General features: G+C 41.2%; 9 protein-coding genes. 6 read left to right on the top strand and 3 right to left on the bottom strand.

Translation table 11 applies throughout. The annotated features are described in order from the left end of the window. Positions 1-6: 6 nt before the first annotated feature. The gene (locus DWZ47_RS01575) at positions 7-3,036 is read right to left on the bottom strand and encodes a SusC/RagA family TonB-linked outer membrane protein (RefSeq protein ID WP_117512148.1); all 3,030 of its coding nucleotides are present in this window, start codon (positions 3,034-3,036) and stop codon (positions 7-9) included. 21 nt (positions 3,037-3,057) lie between these two features. Then, on the bottom strand, positions 3,058-4,461 hold the full coding sequence (locus DWZ47_RS01570) for a hypothetical protein (RefSeq protein WP_117512147.1): 1,404 nt from the start codon (positions 4,459-4,461) through the stop codon (positions 3,058-3,060). Positions 4,462-4,680: 219 nt separating this feature from the next. Here DWZ47_RS01570 and DWZ47_RS01565 point away from each other — a divergent pair, with 219 nt between their 5' ends. Then, a complete protein-coding gene (locus tag DWZ47_RS01565) occupies positions 4,681-8,799 on the top strand; it encodes a hybrid sensor histidine kinase/response regulator transcription factor (protein WP_117512146.1) in 4,119 nt (1,372 codons plus the stop codon). A gap of 211 nt (positions 8,800-9,010) precedes the next feature. Here DWZ47_RS01565 and DWZ47_RS01560 read toward each other — a convergent pair whose 3' ends face one another. Next, on the bottom strand, positions 9,011-9,973 hold the full coding sequence (locus DWZ47_RS01560) for a glycosyl hydrolase family 18 protein (protein ID WP_117512145.1): 963 nt from the start codon (positions 9,971-9,973) through the stop codon (positions 9,011-9,013). A 251-nt stretch (positions 9,974-10,224) separates the two neighbouring features. Here DWZ47_RS01560 and DWZ47_RS01555 point away from each other — a divergent pair, with 251 nt between their 5' ends. The 5 genes from DWZ47_RS01555 (at position 10,225) to DWZ47_RS01535 (ending at position 16,696) form a co-directional block, all read left to right on the top strand. Next, positions 10,225-11,817, top strand: a complete 1,593-nt coding sequence (locus DWZ47_RS01555; protein ID WP_117512144.1) for a sulfatase — start codon at positions 10,225-10,227, stop codon at positions 11,815-11,817. A 284-nt stretch (positions 11,818-12,101) separates the two neighbouring features. Next, on the top strand, positions 12,102-12,971 hold the full coding sequence (locus DWZ47_RS01550; protein ID WP_117512143.1) for a helix-turn-helix domain-containing protein: 870 nt from the start codon (positions 12,102-12,104) through the stop codon (positions 12,969-12,971). A gap of 211 nt (positions 12,972-13,182) precedes the next feature. Beyond that, on the top strand, positions 13,183-13,887 hold the full coding sequence (locus DWZ47_RS01545; RefSeq protein WP_004324017.1) for a succinate dehydrogenase/fumarate reductase cytochrome b subunit: 705 nt from the start codon (positions 13,183-13,185) through the stop codon (positions 13,885-13,887). A 37-nt stretch (positions 13,888-13,924) separates the two neighbouring features. Further along, on the top strand, positions 13,925-15,904 hold the full coding sequence (locus tag DWZ47_RS01540) for a fumarate reductase/succinate dehydrogenase flavoprotein subunit (RefSeq protein ID WP_004298483.1): 1,980 nt from the start codon (positions 13,925-13,927) through the stop codon (positions 15,902-15,904). Positions 15,905-15,940: 36 nt separating this feature from the next. Then, the gene (locus tag DWZ47_RS01535) at positions 15,941-16,696 is read left to right on the top strand and encodes a succinate dehydrogenase/fumarate reductase iron-sulfur subunit (protein WP_004298485.1); all 756 of its coding nucleotides are present in this window, start codon (positions 15,941-15,943) and stop codon (positions 16,694-16,696) included. Positions 16,697-16,988 lie beyond the last annotated feature (292 nt).

Genomic DNA, 16,988 nt, shown 5'->3' with positions numbered 1-16,988 from the left:
ATAGCATTAGAAATTCATATTGATTCCAAAAAGGTATGTACGCGGGTTAGGATATCCTGCCCAATCAATACCCGATTCTGTTACTTTTCCTTCAGTACCTAAGGCAGCTGCTTCAGGGTCCATTCCTGAATATCCGGTAATAGTGAACGGATTCTGTGCCGAGAAAGACAGGCGCAATGAAATTTTCTTCGTCCATTTCTTTGGCAATGTATATCCTATCTGCAACTGCTTGCAACGTAAATAAGAACCATCTTCCACATAGAAAGAAGAAACACGTGTCCAGTTCTGATTAGCATCATTGTACGACAGGCGGGGTAAATCATAACTTGTTCCCTCACCGTGCCAAGAAGCATTGTAGGTTCCGGCATATACATTCTCACCAGACACACCCGAATAGCGCCCCTTAGTCGTGTTGTAGACATCATTTCCTATCGTGCCATAGAAATTGGCTGCAAAGTCAATATTCTTCCATGCTAAACGGGCATTAATACCAACCATAAGATCAGGAAATGCATTTCCAATGAAAGTCTTATCATTATCATCCAGCTTACCATCATGGTTTAAATCCTTGAAACGAATATCTCCCGGTTGAGCATTGGGTTGAATGACTGTTCCATATTCATCGGTATGTGCATTTACTTCGGTCTGATTCTGGAAAATACCATCAGCCACATATCCATAGAAACGGCTGATCTCACCACCTTCCTCATTGCGTATGATGTAATCTCCATTAAAATTTCCGGCATTAATCGGAGTAGACCCCAACAGTTTGATAGCTTTATTTTTAACTGATGACAGGTTCAAGCCAATTCCATAATCAAAATCACCTTTACGATCTTCCCAGTTAATAGAAAGTTCCCAACCCGTAGCTCTCATTTTACCTACATTCTCCCACATCTGTCCATTCCACATCGGGAACCCTAAAATCAGCATATTATCTTTTTTCAGCAGCATATCATGGGATTCTTTACGGAACCATTCTGCAGTCACCGACAAACGGTTTTTCAAAAATGCCATATCAATACCGATATTATAATCTTCTACAGTTTCCCATCGAATCAATGAGTTACCAATTGAACCTACCGCTGTACCAATCTCACGATTGCCACCAAATACATAATCGGCAGATCCAATAGTAGACTGATAAGCCGAATTGTCAATATTCTGATTACCCACACGTCCCCATCCTGCATGAATCTTCAAGTTATCAAAGATATGCTGTTTTTTCATGAATGGCTCCTCTGAAATACGCCATGCCGCAGATACTGCCGGAAAAGTAGCGTATTGATTATCTTTCATGAATTTAGAAGAACCATCTACACGGATAGAAGCAGTCAAATAGTAACGGTCGTTGTAATTATACATCACACGTCCCAGATAAGAGATCAATGAAGAATAGGCATTCACGCCTGCCGTCTGCGGATTCTGCGTACCGGCTGAAACATAGTGCAGGTTCTCTTCATTGGTAGGAGTACGTTCTTTTGACCCTTCCAACCAATATTCCTGGAAACGTTCCATCGTATAACCAGCCATCACATTCAAATTGTGTTTATGATTAAAACTCTTAATCCAGTTTATTGTATTTGTCCAGTTCCAGTCCACCCAATTATCGGTTTTACGATATGCTTTGCTGTAATCGGATTTCTCTAATGTATCGATATTGAAAGAAGGAGTAAACTCATCTGAAATACGGAAACGGGCATTGACACCAAACTGTGAACGAATAACCAAACCTTTAATCGGTTCAATATTTACATACGGATTGGCTAATAAACCATATTCATCACTATGTTTATCCATACGAGCTAATTGTGCAACCGGATTCCACACCAAGTTGTTGCTGGAACGGGCATAGTTGTCGTATTTATTTGTCGTCCATTCACTTTGAGGACGCATGATCGGAGTTGTGGGGTCCATAGCCATTATATTACCCAATAAATTGGGAGTATCTGTCCAATTTTCATATTTCGGGGTAAAGTCAATACCTGCTTTTACTATACTATTAAAAGTATATTCCATACTGAAACGAGCTGTCAGCTTTTGCCAGTTACCTACAGTGTATTGTGAGTCTTGTCCGAAATAACCAATATTAGCAGAGTAAAGCAACTTATCCGTACCTCCGGAGAAATTAAAATTATAGTTATGAATCAGTGCTGTCTTTTTCATGCTTTCATCCCACCAGTCAGTACCTTCCGCATCTGTTATATTCTCCTTGCTGTTATAACGTGGCTCTGCATTATCATTAATATAACGCGCTTTGAATACATATTCATATTCGGAAGCTTTTGCCATCTCCGGTTTCTTCAACGTCTGAAAACCGGCAGAAGCTGAGAAACCGAATTGGGTAGCTCCCTTTTTACCTTTCTTAGTAGTAATAAGAACAACGCCGTTAGAACCACGTGTACCATAAATAGCTGCTGCAGAAGCATCTTTCAGCACTTGCATGGATTCAATATCGTTCTGGTCAAGAAAATTGATATTGGTTCCCACCGGCATTCCATCAACAACATACAACGGGTCAGAACCATTGACAGTAGATACCCCCCGAATAATAACACGAGGCGAAGTACCCGGACCGCCGCCACCGGTAATCTGCACACCATTAATCTTTCCCTGCAAAGCATTCATGGCATTGCCGCCAGTCAGTTTTTTCAGTTCATCTCCTTTGATAGCAGATATAGAGCTTGTCAAGTCATTCTTCTTCACTGCACCATAACCGATAACAACTACTTCATCCAAAGCTTGTGTATCATCTTCCATGACTACATTAATGACATTCTTTCCATTGACTTTGACTTCTTGTGTCTTATATCCAATCATGGAAAATACAATAGTCGCATCTTTAGGAACATTAGTCAATGTGTAGTTTCCATCCAAATCTGTGACAGTACCATTTGTAGTACCCTTCACCAGAACGGTCAAACCAATCATTGGTTCTTTATCACTAGCTGCAATAGCAGTACCAGTCAGATTTCCCTGCTGAGCATAAAGGTTCAGCGCAAAGAACGATAATAATAAAAATAGATATCGTTTCATGTTTTTATGGTATTATTTTAATTATTTCTTCAGTAATTTAGACTGAACAAGATGTGTATCAAATATAAAGGTGTATTTACCTGCGGGTACCTTTTTAGATGAATCATTAGTATTAGTAGCAAATGATTCGTTTTTACCGTCAAAACGCCAACCGGGTTCCAACCAAGCACCATTTGCATCATAAGGAGTGATTGTCACGTCAAAAGAATCTTGTTTACTCCAAGTCAATTCTGCTGTGAGACAATGCGGATTATCCGGATCTTGAGTCAATTCATAGACATTCTTAGGTCCGTCCCAGCCTTTGGCACCATCAAACCATCCGCCAACGAATCCCATTTTAAGTCCGTCAATAATTGGTGTTCCCGGAGAATAAGCTTCTACTGTATAGGTTCCTTCTTCTGTATTAAAGTTTATTTCATAATAGCTCTTTTCAGGTAGAATAATCGGCTGTACATCTTCAGAAATGCCAGTTAGTTTTCCCGGATTATTTTTGTCATCACCAAAACAGATGCTAAAACTATATTTGCTTGTAATGAAACGGATCGGGGTATTTGGAGCAGGTGAATAACAACGAGCCTTATAGGTGAAATTCGTTACTCGTTCTATAGGCATTGGAACTCCCCATACGTCATTACCTGTTAGCAATTTGCTGTCTGTTCCTTCAAAATCAACCAGATACATATTCTCATAATCTTTCACTCTGGAAACGAGTACTGAATAGTTCTTTTCCGCAACATTGCCAAAAGTATCAACAGCGCGTATAACCAACGTATAGGTCCCAGTCTTATCAGAAGGAAATACAACAGTAGTATTCAATGTTCCTTTTTTCTCTCCTTCTTCAATATCCAGACGTTCCAAGATTTCCAAATCAGGAACAGCCAATTCCAGATAATCCAATTCCTTATTATCTTGTGCAGTGAACCGGAATGTTTTAGAAGTGCCTTCAGACAACACTATATTAATATTATCACTTAAAAGACCAATAGACGGAGTCAAGACTGGTTCTGTATAATCACCATCCATCGTAATCAGGACATCGCTTGTTGCTGTACGCCCACCTAAATCTGTAACTGTTACCTTTATAGTAAAACTGTCACCTTTTGTTTTTTCAGGAATAGTGAAACCATAATTCAGATTATACTCATACAATGATTCTGAATAAAGAGTTAACAATTCAATTGTCTTGTCCAAGTAAAGCTCTGCACATTGTAGATTAATAGAACGAATACCATCTTTATCCACAATTTTACCTGCAATTTTGAATTCATAGCCTGTCAATGTACGGATATGATCAGATGTTAATTCAAGAGTTGGAGATTGTCCGTCTACATCTCTATAATCCTCATCGTCACTACATCCAACCAACAAGGTCGCTACTGAAAGGAAAGTCCACAAAACCGTGCTTTGCAACAATTTAGCTTTCATAATAATTAGTATTTAATGATTAATATTATCTCGGTACGACTTCTCAATATATAAAATATCGGCAAATCGACATCACAAATGTAGACGATTCCAACTATATAAACCGACAAAAATCATGCAGAGAAGCTACATAAATCGTGCAATGCACGATTTACATACTCTAAATAAAATATTTATTCCTATTTTTGAGCTTGTAAATGAAACGAATAAGTACGAGTTATGAAGAAACACATTACTTCTATTTTCTTTCTGTGTCTGCTATCAGTTTCTCAATTGATAGCTCAATCCCATTCTATCAAACGATTGGGTATTGAGCAGGGATTATCTAATAATTATGTGATTAGTATCGCACAAGATAAACAAGGCTTCTTATGGTTTGCTACGGAAGAAGGACTTAATAAATTCGACGGGACCCGTTTCATGACCTATTATAAGAATGACTTATCGCAAAGTAGCCAGGGAATCACTGGCAATGAACTCAATCGGGTATATGCTGACAATAAACGTCCCATTATATGGATAGCGACTCAACGGGACGGATTAAATGCATATAATTACAACAAACAGGTATTTACAGCTTATTCACATAATCCGGATGACCCTCATAGCCTAATTACGAATGACGTAACGGACATCGCTCCTTCTGCTCAACATGAAGATGGCTTGTGGATCAGTACTTACTATAGAGGTATAGAATATCTCGACATTAACAGTGGGCAGTTCACTCATTATAACAAGAATACAGTGCCCGCCTTATCTTGTGAACAAACATGGACTGTGTTGGACGGAGGAGACGGGAATCTATACATCGGCCATGTCGGCCACGGATTCAGTATTCTTTCTCTCAAAGATAAAAGTGTAAAAAACTTCCAGAATCATTCGGACGACCCGAAGAGCCTGCCCGGTAATGATGTACGATGTCTCACTAAAGACACAAACGGTAATATATGGCTAGGGACAGATAAAGGCCTGGCTCTTTTCAATGCTACCGATCAAAGCTTTATCACTTTTAAGAATAACAAAAATGATAAATATGCTGCTTTATGCAATCGGATATTGGCTATTAAACAATTAAACGACGGTAAACTTTGGATTGCTTCCGAACTTAATGGCATTACTATACTGGATCTCAAACAAAGTATGTTTCTCTCACCCGAACAGATTTCCCTCGAATATATTCAGGAAGGTGATGATAGTCGAAGCCTTTCCAATGCAAGTGCCCGGTGTATATTCCAAGATTCTTTTGACAATATCTGGATAGGTACATGGGGAGGAGGAATCAACTTTATCAGCAGAAAGCCACCCTTATTCACAACATTAAGTTATTCTCCGATTCCCAACAATGAAAACAGTCTGAACAATAAAGTTGCAAGCAGTCTCTGTACCGACAGACAAGGACGTATATGGATTGGAACAGACGGAGGTGGTATCAATGTATTTGAAGGGGACAAGCGTATTGCTATTTATAAAAAAGAGACTGGAGACATCCCTTCCAATTTCATATTGACCTCTTTACAGGATTCAAAAGGAAATCTATGGTTCGGTTCTTTTCAAGGAGGAATCAGTTATTATGACACTCGGAATAAAAGGTTTCGTTCCATCTCCCTCATGGGACAGTACAATCAGGATGTCCGTACGATCTACGAAGATACTCAACATAATATCTGGGTAGGATATAGCGGAGGAATCATTGTATTGAATCCCCTCAACATGGAAATTATCCGACACTACAACACTGAAAACAGCGAACTACACAGTGATTTTGTACGTTCTATAGCTCAAGATGAGAAAGGGCGTTTCTGGATTGGGACCTTCGGAGACGGACTTGGCGTATACACGCCCGATCTACAACAAATCAAGACCTTTGTCCAAAGGGAGGGCTTCTGTTCCAATACCGTCAATCAGATCATACAGGATAAACACAAAAGAATGTGGATAGGGACAGGAGAAGGACTAGTCTGTTTTCCTTCAACCAATGTATTAACCTACAAAACATATCAACGAAAAGATGGTTTAACCAATACAAATATCTGTGCAATAACAGAAGACAAGAAAGGTAATATATGGTTTAGCAATAATAAAGGTGTCAGCTGCTACGTGACAGCCAAAGATTGTTTCTATCACTATGGTCATTCTGACGATGTTCCGGCGGGAAGTTTCTCAAGCGGTTGTGTAACGCAAAACAAGAACGGATGGATTTATTTCGGTTCTATCAATGGAGTATGTTGTTTTAATCCTGATATTACAATGAATGAACAACCTACTCCGGTAGCAGTTATCACGGAAATGAAAATACTGGGACGATTGAGCAATCTGGAAAATAACGACATGATTATCAACTTGTCCAAAGGACAGAATGTAGAATTAAGTCATGCGCAAAATAGCTTTGGACTTACATTTAATGTGCAAAACTACTCACTTGTCAACCAAGTGGAGTATGTTTATATGCTGAAAGGGCTTGAGAACTCATGGTACACCGTCAATGAGAACAACAGTGTCACTTTCCGAAACATTCCTCCGGGAAAATATGAGTTCCTCATCAAAGCACGAGTACATAACCAAGAATGGCCGGAAGAAGCTACTTCACTTACCATCCGTGTCAATCCCCCTCTTTGGCTGACGTGGTGGGCAAAGCTTATCTATATTTTAGTATCTATCAGCATCATTTATCTTATCTTGCATGCATATAAAAAGAAGCTGGATTTAGAAAGCCTCTATATTTTGGAAAAGAAAAACCATGAGCAGGAACAGGAATTGAATCAGGAACGTCTGCGGTTCTACACCAATATCACCCATGAACTACGTACACCGTTGACCTTAATCCTCGGTCCCTTGGAAGATATGCAAAAAGAAACCTCACTTCCGGCAAAACAAGCCCAGAAGTTATCTGTCATCCATCAAAGTGCGCTACGGCTGCTCAACTTGATTAACCAAATACTGGAATTCCGAAAGACAGAGACGCAAAATAAGAAATTGTGCGTCAGCAAAGGCAATATCGCTCCTTTGATTTATGAGATAGGACTTAAATACAAAGAACTAAATCAAAAGACCAAGATTGACTTCCAGATTCAAATAGAGAAAGAAGAAATGTTTCTTTTTTTCGATAAGGAAATCATTACCATTGTTTTGGATAATCTTATTTCCAACGCAATCAAATATACGGAACAAGGGCGCGTCACTCTAAGTTTGTATCAGACAATGCGTAATGAAGTAGCTTATACAGAGATAAAAGTAAGTGATACGGGATATGGAATTTCTGCTGAAGCCCTGCCACATATTTTTGACCGTTATTATCAGGAAAGCGGCAAGCATCAGGCATCCGGCACAGGCATTGGTTTGGCTTTGGTGAAGAATCTGGTCACCCTGCATGAAGGAGAAATCCGGGCAGAAAGCATACAAAACGAAGGAAGCTCATTCTATATCAGCTTATTGACGGATAATATCTATCCCAATGCCTTACACGCAGATTCTACAGAACCGGTTCAAGAGGAGACGAACCCGGAAGCAAGCCTTGAATATCCACAAGAAACCACACTGGATACCGGCAAACCAATCCTGTTGATTGTAGAAGACAATGAAGAGATACAGAAATATATCGCCGAGTCCTTTGTCGATTCGTTCGAAGTACTCACCGCCTACAATGGAGAAGAAGGGAAGCAACAAGCTCTTAGCCGCATCCCAGATATTGTAGTCAGCGATATTATGATGCCTGTCATAGACGGTATCACTCTCTGCCGGCAATTGAAAGAAGACGTACGAACCAGTCATATCCCTGTCATCCTATTGACAGCCAAAGATTCTCTGCAAGATAAAGAAGAAGGATACGAGGTAGGAGCCGATTCTTATCTGACAAAGCCTTTCAGTGCTTCTCTGCTACGCAGCCGTATCAATAATCTGCTGGAATCAAGAAAGAAACTGATAGCTCAATTCCAGACACAATCCGTTCCGGGCAATCAGGCAGATTTAAAAGAAAAACGTATCGTAATCGCCGAAGCTCTAAGCAAGCTGGATAATGAATTTATTGAAAAAATCACCCTTTTAATCGAAGAAAACCTCTCTTCGGAGAAGATTGATATTACCTATCTTTCAGACAAAATGTGTATGAGCGGCTCCACTCTCTACCGGAAAATGAAAGCACTAACGGGATTATCGACTAACGAATATATCCGGAAAGTGAAAATGCAGAATGCCGAACGTTTACTGCTTGAAGGAAAGTTCAATATCTCTGAAATCGCCTATAAAGTAGGAATGAACAGTACGGGATATTTCCGCCAATGCTTTAAAGAAGAATTCGGCGTCTCGCCTTCGGATTACCTGAAGCAGATTATACAATCATAAAAAGAGGGAAGCCGCTTACGTTTCATACGTTTTAAAAAACGAATTTTGCTCCTGCCCAAAAAGAAGTACCTCTTAAAAGTTTAATACAAAACTTTTAGGAGGCATTTTATAAATCTGATTTATATAAAGGAGAGGGGAATCTATTAAAACTGAATCCGTTAAATAGCATCTACAAAAAGAAAAGGTACAACCTGTGTCCGTGAGAGCTAAGTCATTTCCTCAATTCTTCAGTCATTGTTTTTAGTAATGACTTGCTGTCATTTAACGGCAAATCCGTAGCCAAATCCCAACTCATCATGCCTTTCAATTTTTGTTCTTTTGCATAACGGGTTTTGATACGAATGTTATCCTGACCATCAAACACATAAGTATCTCCCTGATATATCACCTCATTCTGTGAAGGACTCGTAATCAGTCCATCCTGTACAAAATTGAAATAGGCCTCCGTCTTCTTTGAATTATCTTTAGTCACACCATAAAAAGGAACCCCGGCTACCAGTTTTTCCTTCGGAATACCATACTCCAATACCATCTGTATATCCGAACAATATTTCTCTATTGGAAAGCGAACCGGTGAAGGGCCATAGCACTGAAGTGAAATAAAATCAACAGCTTCAATAGCTTTCTTACTAATCTTATAGCAAACAGGATGCAGAGATACACTGAAAAGATACTTATCTCCCAAGACTTCCCGCATCTTCAGGATAGCCAAACTATAGTCTTCATACTCTTTCTCATTCTCCGCCCATTCAAAGTCAAGGTCAATACCATCCAAATTATTCTTTTCCAGCACTTTCTTGATATTCTTCGCAAATGTAGTACGAGCAGCCTCATCAGCCACCATTGCTTTCCATTCACCACTGGAAGCACCCAAGCGTATTTTCGCTTTTGTCCCTTTTACTTTTCCACGAACCGACTTAATCAACCCTTCCCAAGTTGTCTCACCTTTTCCCTGAAAAGCACGGGGATTCTCAAATAAAAGCGATCCGTCTTTATTAGGGTGAACACTCAAAAAGATTAGATCGTCACTTGCCCGCAGGCTTTCTGTAGAAATACGCCCTCGATTGTAAAAATTACCCCGCACATAAGAACTGATCATATAGTCTTGTTGTGCAAATAATGATAATCCGACAAACAAAAAAAGGAAGAATACAATTTTTCTTAGCATTAGCATAATGATTGATAATTAATAAGTTTAGATCGCAAAAATACGCATGTCAAACGGAAATAGATGTTCAAAAACAACTATAATACTTCCAGAAATCAACATAAAGTCTTCCATTCAGACACAAAAACAGACAAATCTTGAAAAAAGAGTTAGGAAAAATAAAATAAAGTACGTTTCTTTGTAATTTCAGCTACTCAATTGGTAGCTGAAATATTGTCACAAACTCACGTTCAAAGAAATACAACAAATCTATATTTATGAATAAATTACTATTAACCGGATTTTTAACTGCCGGAGCAGCCATCCACAATTTAAGTGCCCAAACTACTGCCGGGCAAGGAAACCAACAAAAGGACGAACAGCGTCCCAATATCCTCTTTATCCTAAGTGACGACCACACCTCACAAGCATGGGGCATTTATGGTGGAGTGCTGGCAGATTATGCCTATAATAACAATATTCGCCGACTTGCCAATGAAGGCGTAGTCCTCGATAATTGTTTCTGTACTAATTCCATCTCCGCACCCAGCCGTGCCAGTATCCTTACAGGATTATATAGCCACCGGAACGGACTTTACACACTAGCCGATTCTTTGAACACTTCAATCCCCACCCTGGCTACCGTTCTACAATCACATGGATATAACACAGGGCTTGTCGGGAAATGGCATATCAAGTCACAGCCACAGGGCTTCAATTATTACTCTATCTTCTACGACCAGGGAGAATATCGTGATCCCACTTTTATCGAAAGTAGTGATCCCTGGCCGGGTAACCGACGATTTGGAGAACGCATACTTGGCTTTTCTACCGATCTCGTCACAGAAAAAGCAATCAACTGGATCAAGCAACAGGACGGCAAGCAACCTTTCCTGATGTGCTGCCACTTCAAAGCCACTCACGAACCCTACGATTATCCGATTCGTATGGAACATCTTTACGACGGTGTCACCTTCCCCGAACCGGAAAATCTTCTGGACTGGGGACCGGAAACCAACGGGCGTTCTTTCAAAGGGCAACCCTTAGAAGAGTTGGTACGCCGCTGGAAAATCGCCTCAAAAGATCCGGATAAGTGGTGGTGTCGTTATCCCGGTCTGCCGTTCAGTACGGAAGGAATGCAACGAACCACCGCCAGACGCGCAGCCTATCAAAAACTAATCCGCGATTATATGCGTTGCGGAGCCACTGTTGACGACAATATCGGCAAGCTCCTGAAAACTCTCGATGAAATGGGTATTGCTGATAATACAATAGTTGTCTACGTCTCCGATCAGGGATATTTCCTGGGCGAACATGGCTTCTTCGACAAACGTATGTTTTATGAAGAATCAGCCCGTATGCCTTTCGTTATCCGCTATCCCAAAAAGATCCCTGCTGGAGAACGCCTGAAAGACCTGATACTCAACGTCGATTTCGCACCAACTCTAGCCGAATTTGCCGGAGTAAAAATGGAGAATGTGCAAGGAACCAGTTTCGTCAACAACCTCGAAGGAAAGACTCCACCCGACTGGAGAAAGGAAATCTATTACCGATACTGGACCAATCATGCCATACGCCCGGCACATTTCGCCATCCGGTCCGATCGATACAAACTGATCTTCTATTACGCTCAAAATCTGGATATGACCGATACAGGAAACTTTGAATTCACTCCGTCATGGGACTTCTATGATTTACAAAACGACCCGCATGAAAATCATAATGCATACAATGATCCGAAGTACGCCCCTGTCATCAAACAGATGAAAAAGCAATTATTAAATCTCCGCAAGGAAGTAGGTGATACAGACGAGAAATATCCGGAGATGCAGGAATTACTCGAAAAGTATTATAATAAGGACATGCGGTAATCATACCGCCATACTCTCCTTGAAAACTTTCTATGTTGCTTTTCCATTCCTTATTTTCTCAAATAATTCTCACCGTGATGAGAAAAAATACTCATCATGGTGAGAATTATCTACTATCTGAATAGGCTGGAACGATACAATATATTAGTTATAAATTCATTCCACTACATCAAAGATAATCATACAAAGATTTCTACTAAAACATAAATAAAAGAAAGAATTCCATTTTCCACAAAAAAAGTCTATCTTTGTTCCGTCAAGATAATAAATCATGAATAAAACTCATGCCAGGAGATTCATTTTGCATACAATATACCAACTGTACGGGATGCCCCAAAGCCACTGAGAATATCCTTGTATATAGAAATTTACCCAAAGGAGAGCATATCCCCAAGGATAAGTGTACGCAGAATTGTATGCTTTTTATGATAAAGGGTGAATTACTGATCAACAGCGAAGAATATCCCGGAAATACACTGCGCGAAAAGCAGTTTATCCTGCAAGCTATCGGTTCCAAGGTTGAAATATTGGCACTGACAGATGTTGAATATGTTGTCTATTGGTTCAACGAACTACCTCTGCTCTGCGAAGAACGGTACAAAGAAATGATGGAACAGGCAGGAGCCCCATTGACCTACACTCCGCTTGTCATGAGTGAAAGACTGTACCATCTTGTCACCAGTATGCCCGAATTCCTCGGTGAGGAAACCCCTTGCAGCAAGTATATCGACTTAAAATGCAAGGAATTAGTTTTCTTGATTACCAATTTCTACCCGCTACCCCAGCTAAGCTCATTCTTCTATCCAATCAGCACATATACGGAAAGTTTCCACTACTTCGTCATGCAAAACTACAGCAACGTGAAGAACGTAGAAGAATTTGCACACTTGGGAGGATATACGACCACTACTTTCCGCCGCCTTTTCAAAAACCTCTATGGTGTGCCCGTATACGAATGGATACTGGAAAAGAAACGGGAAGGAATCCTGGAAGACCTGCAGCACACCAAAATGCGAATCACTGAAATCTGTAACAGATACGGATTCGACTCCCTGTCGCATTTCGCCCACTTTTGTAAAGACTCTTTCGGAGATACCCCACGCGCTTTACGCAAGAAAGCAGCCGGCGGTGAGAAAATCGGAAAGGTACAATAAACAGTCCCATCCTACGAATGTGCCAATCAGTTGCACCATGCGCGCATACTGGCTGGCATATTGACACATTGGCGTATTGATCCATTATTAAAGAATTATTTCTTTAATTCCTTGCTCAATCAATCTATTTCCCCTATTTTTGCAGTCCGTAAGAGGTGTAAAACGTCGAAATTTTAGTTCTAACAATTAAATAATTTAAATTCAATCATTTATGTGGTTAAGTAATTCATCTGTAGGAAGGAAAGTGGTGATGAGCGTTACCGGTATCGCCCTTGTCCTGTTTCTAACATTTCACATGGCGATGAACTTGGTTGCGATCATCTCGGCTGATGGTTACAACATGATTTGTGAGTTCCTGGGAGCAAACTGGTATGCATTAGTGGCTACCGCAGGACTGGCTGCTCTTTTCGTAATTCACATTATCTACGCATTCTGGCTGACAATGCAGAATCGCAAAGCGCGTGGTAGCGAACGCTATGCAGTGACAGACAAACCGAAAACTGTAGAATGGGCATCTCAAAACATGTTGGTGCTGGGTCTTATCGTTATCGTAGGTCTTGGTTTGCACCTCTTCAACTTCTGGGCAAAAATGCAGTTGCCGGAACTGATGCACAACATGGGCATGCACGCTGATACATTGACATTGGCTTATGCTGCTAACGGTGCATATCACATTCAGCAGACTTTCTCTTGTCCGGTTTACGTAGTTCTTTACCTTGTTTGGCTGTTTGCTTTGTGGTTCCACCTGACTCACGGTTTCTGGAGTTCAATGCAATCACTGGGATGGAACAACAAAGTATGGATTGATCGTTGGAAATGTATTTCTAACATCTATTCTACAATCGTTGTACTCGGTTTCGCACTGGTAGTAGTGGTATTCTTTGTGAAAACACTTATATGTGGTGGTGCTTGCTAAATAGTAAATTGTAAATGATTAAATTGTAAATAATATTATGATCAAGATAGATTCAAAAATTCCAGAAGGCCCGGTGGCTGAGAAATGGACCAACTATAAAGCTCACCAGAAATTGGTGAATCCCGCTAATAAACGTCGTTTGGACATCATCGTTGTGGGTACAGGTCTGGCAGGTGCTTCTGCCGCTGCTTCACTCGGTGAAATGGGTTTCAGAGTATTCAATTTCTGTATTCAGGATTCCCCCCGTCGTGCACACTCTATCGCTGCACAGGGTGGTATCAATGCTGCAAAGAATTATCAAAATGATGGTGACTCGGTTTACCGTCTGTTCTACGATACTGTAAAAGGTGGCGACTATCGTGCCCGTGAAGCAAACGTATATCGTTTGGCTGAAGTGTCTAACGCTATCATCGACCAATGTGTAGCGCAAGGTGTTCCTTTCGCTCGCGAATATGGTGGTACACTAGATAACCGTTCTTTCGGTGGCGCACAGGTATCCCGTACTTTCTACGCTAAAGGCCAGACTGGTCAGCAGTTGCTGCTGGGTGCTTACTCTGCATTGAGCCGTCAGGTAAACGTAGGTACTGTTAAACTGTACACCCGCTACGAAATGCAGGATGTTGTCATCGTTGACGGACGTGCCCGCGGTATCATCGCTAAAAATCTTGTAACAGGCGAATTGGAACGTTTCGCCGCTCACGCTGTAGTAATCGCTACTGGTGGTTATGGTAACGCTTACTTCCTGTCTACTAACGCTATGGGTTGTAACTGTACAGCTGCTATCTCTTGCTACCGCAAGGGTGCTGTATTCGCAAATCCTGCATACGTTCAGATTCACCCGACTTGTATTCCGGTACATGGTGACAAGCAGTCTAAGCTGACTTTGATGTCTGAATCTCTCCGTAACGACGGTCGTATCTGGGTTCCGAAGAAAAAAGAAGATGCTGTGAAACTTCAGAAAGGCGAAATCAAAGGAAGTGATATTCCTGAAGAAGACCGCGACTATTACTTGGAACGCCGCTATCCGGCATTCGGTAACCTGGTTCCGCGTGACGTTGCCAGCCGTGCCGCTAAAGAACGTTGCGACGCAGGTTTCGGTGTAAACAACACAGGTTTGGCCGTATTCCTCGACTTCTCTGAAGCTATCAACCGTTTGGGTATCGACGTTGTTCTTCAACGTTATGGTAACCTCTTCGATATGTACGAAGAAATCACTGACGTTAATCCGGGCGAACTGGCTAAAGAAATCAGTGGTGTGAAATATTATAACCCGATGATGATTTATCCGGCTATCCACTATACAATGGGTGGTATCTGGGTAGACTACGAACTGCAAACCACTATCAAGGGTCTGTTCGCTATCGGTGAATGTAACTTCTCCGACCACGGTGCAAACCGCCTCGGTGCTTCTGCATTGATGCAAGGTTTGGCTGACGGTTACTTCGTATTGCCTTACACCATCCAGAACTATCTGGCAGACCAGATCACTGTTCCTCGTTTCTCTACCGATCTTCCTGAATTCGCTGAAGCTGAAAAAGCTGTTCAAGCTAAGATCGACAAGTTCATGAGCATCCAAGGTAAAGAATCTGTTGATTCTATCCACAAGAAACTGGGTCATGTCATGTGGGAATATGTAGGTATGGGACGTACGGCAGAAGGCCTGAAGAAAGGTATCGCCGAACTGAAAGAAATCCGCAAGGAATTCGAAACGAACTTGTTTATCCCCGGTTCTAAGGAAGGTATGAACGTAGAGCTTGACAAAGCAATCCGTCTGTACGACTTCATCACTATGGGTGAGCTTGTTGCTTACGATGCATTGAACCGTAACGAAAGTTGTGGTGGTCACTTCCGTGAAGAATACCAGACTGAAGAAGGAGAAGCAAAACGTGATGACGAGAACTTCTTCTATGTAGCATGCTGGGAATATCAAGGTGATGATGAAAAGGCTCCGGTATTGCACAAAGAACCGCTGGTATACGAAGCCATCAAGGTTCAGACTCGTAACTACAAGAGCTAATCGGTGAAGTTAAACATTTAAAAGAATTAGAAGAAAATGGATAAAAATATATCATTTACACTGAAGGTATGGCGCCAAGCTGGTCCGAAAGCTAAAGGTGCTTTTGAAACCTACCAAATGAAAGATATCCCCGGTGATACTTCCTTCCTCGAAATGCTGGATATTCTGAACGAACAGCTCATCAGCGAAAGAAAAGAACCGGTAGTATTCGATCATGACTGCCGCGAAGGTATCTGCGGTATGTGTTCTCTTTACATCAACGGACACCCGCACGGTCCTGCAACAGGTGCTACTACTTGCCAAATCTATATGCGTCGTTTCAACGACGGTGATACCATCACTGTTGAACCTTGGCGTTCGGCTGGTTTCCCTGTCATCAAAGACTTGATGGTAGACCGTACTGCATACGACAAGATTATGCAAGCTGGTGGTTATGTAAGCGTACGCACAGGTGCTCCGCAGGATGCTAACGCTATCCTGATCGCGAAACCTATCGCTGACGAAGCTATGGATGCTGCTTCTTGTATCGGTTGCGGTGCTTGTGTAGCTGCATGTAAGAATGGTTCTGCTATGTTGTTCGTTTCTGCCAAAGTCAGCCAGTTGAACTTGCTGCCGCAAGGTAAACCGGAAGCTTTGCGTCGGGCAAAAGCTATGTTGTCAAAGATGGACGAACTGGGATTCGGTAACTGTACAAACACTCGTGCTTGTGAAGCTGAATGTCCGAAGAATATTTCTATCAGCAACATCGCTCGCTTGAACCGCGACTTCATCATCGCAAAATTAAAAGACTAGAAATTGCTAGATTTCAATAGCGAGAGCTTAATTTGATTAATGACAGAATCCCCTGCCGGCTAGTTCGACAGGGGATTTCTTTATATATGAGTAGATCACAATTATTATTAATACGGATCAGTAACATGAACTTTTAATTCATAAGTTTCACCGATTTCACCTTATAGCCAAAACTGTTATGAATGAGAGAATTACGGGTGAAAGCGAAGATTGAAATAAGGTAAAATCATTCGTTACCGGTAAGCGTCTCCGCGATTCTATATAGTGTATTAAAATAAAAAGGCTAATGATC

This window comes from Bacteroides sp. AF32-8BH, assembly GCF_003435205.1.
In the GTDB taxonomy this organism is placed as follows: Bacteria; Bacteroidota; Bacteroidia; order Bacteroidales; family Bacteroidaceae; genus Bacteroides; species Bacteroides ovatus.
Note: the sequence above shows the minus strand (reverse complement) of the source record. Positions and strands in the feature narration are given on the sequence as shown.

What these genes read in the sequence shown, in the direction of transcription:
- DWZ47_RS01575 (WP_117512148.1), bottom strand. Translation starts at nt 3,036, where the DNA reads ATGAAACGATATCTATTTTTATTATTATCGTTCTTTGCGCTGAACCTT.
- DWZ47_RS01570 (WP_117512147.1), bottom strand. Translation starts at nt 4,461, where the DNA reads ATGAAAGCTAAATTGTTGCAAAGCACGGTTTTGTGGACTTTCCTTTCA.
- DWZ47_RS01565 (WP_117512146.1), top strand. Translation starts at nt 4,681, where the DNA reads ATGAAGAAACACATTACTTCTATTTTCTTTCTGTGTCTGCTATCAGTT.
- DWZ47_RS01560 (WP_117512145.1), bottom strand. Translation starts at nt 9,973, where the DNA reads ATGCTAATGCTAAGAAAAATTGTATTCTTCCTTTTTTTGTTTGTCGGA.
- DWZ47_RS01555 (WP_117512144.1), top strand. Translation starts at nt 10,225, where the DNA reads ATGAATAAATTACTATTAACCGGATTTTTAACTGCCGGAGCAGCCATC.
- DWZ47_RS01550 (WP_117512143.1), top strand. Translation starts at nt 12,102, where the DNA reads ATGCCAGGAGATTCATTTTGCATACAATATACCAACTGTACGGGATGC.
- DWZ47_RS01545 (WP_004324017.1), top strand. Translation starts at nt 13,183, where the DNA reads ATGTGGTTAAGTAATTCATCTGTAGGAAGGAAAGTGGTGATGAGCGTT.
- DWZ47_RS01540 (WP_004298483.1), top strand. Translation starts at nt 13,925, where the DNA reads ATGATCAAGATAGATTCAAAAATTCCAGAAGGCCCGGTGGCTGAGAAA.
- DWZ47_RS01535 (WP_004298485.1), top strand. Translation starts at nt 15,941, where the DNA reads ATGGATAAAAATATATCATTTACACTGAAGGTATGGCGCCAAGCTGGT.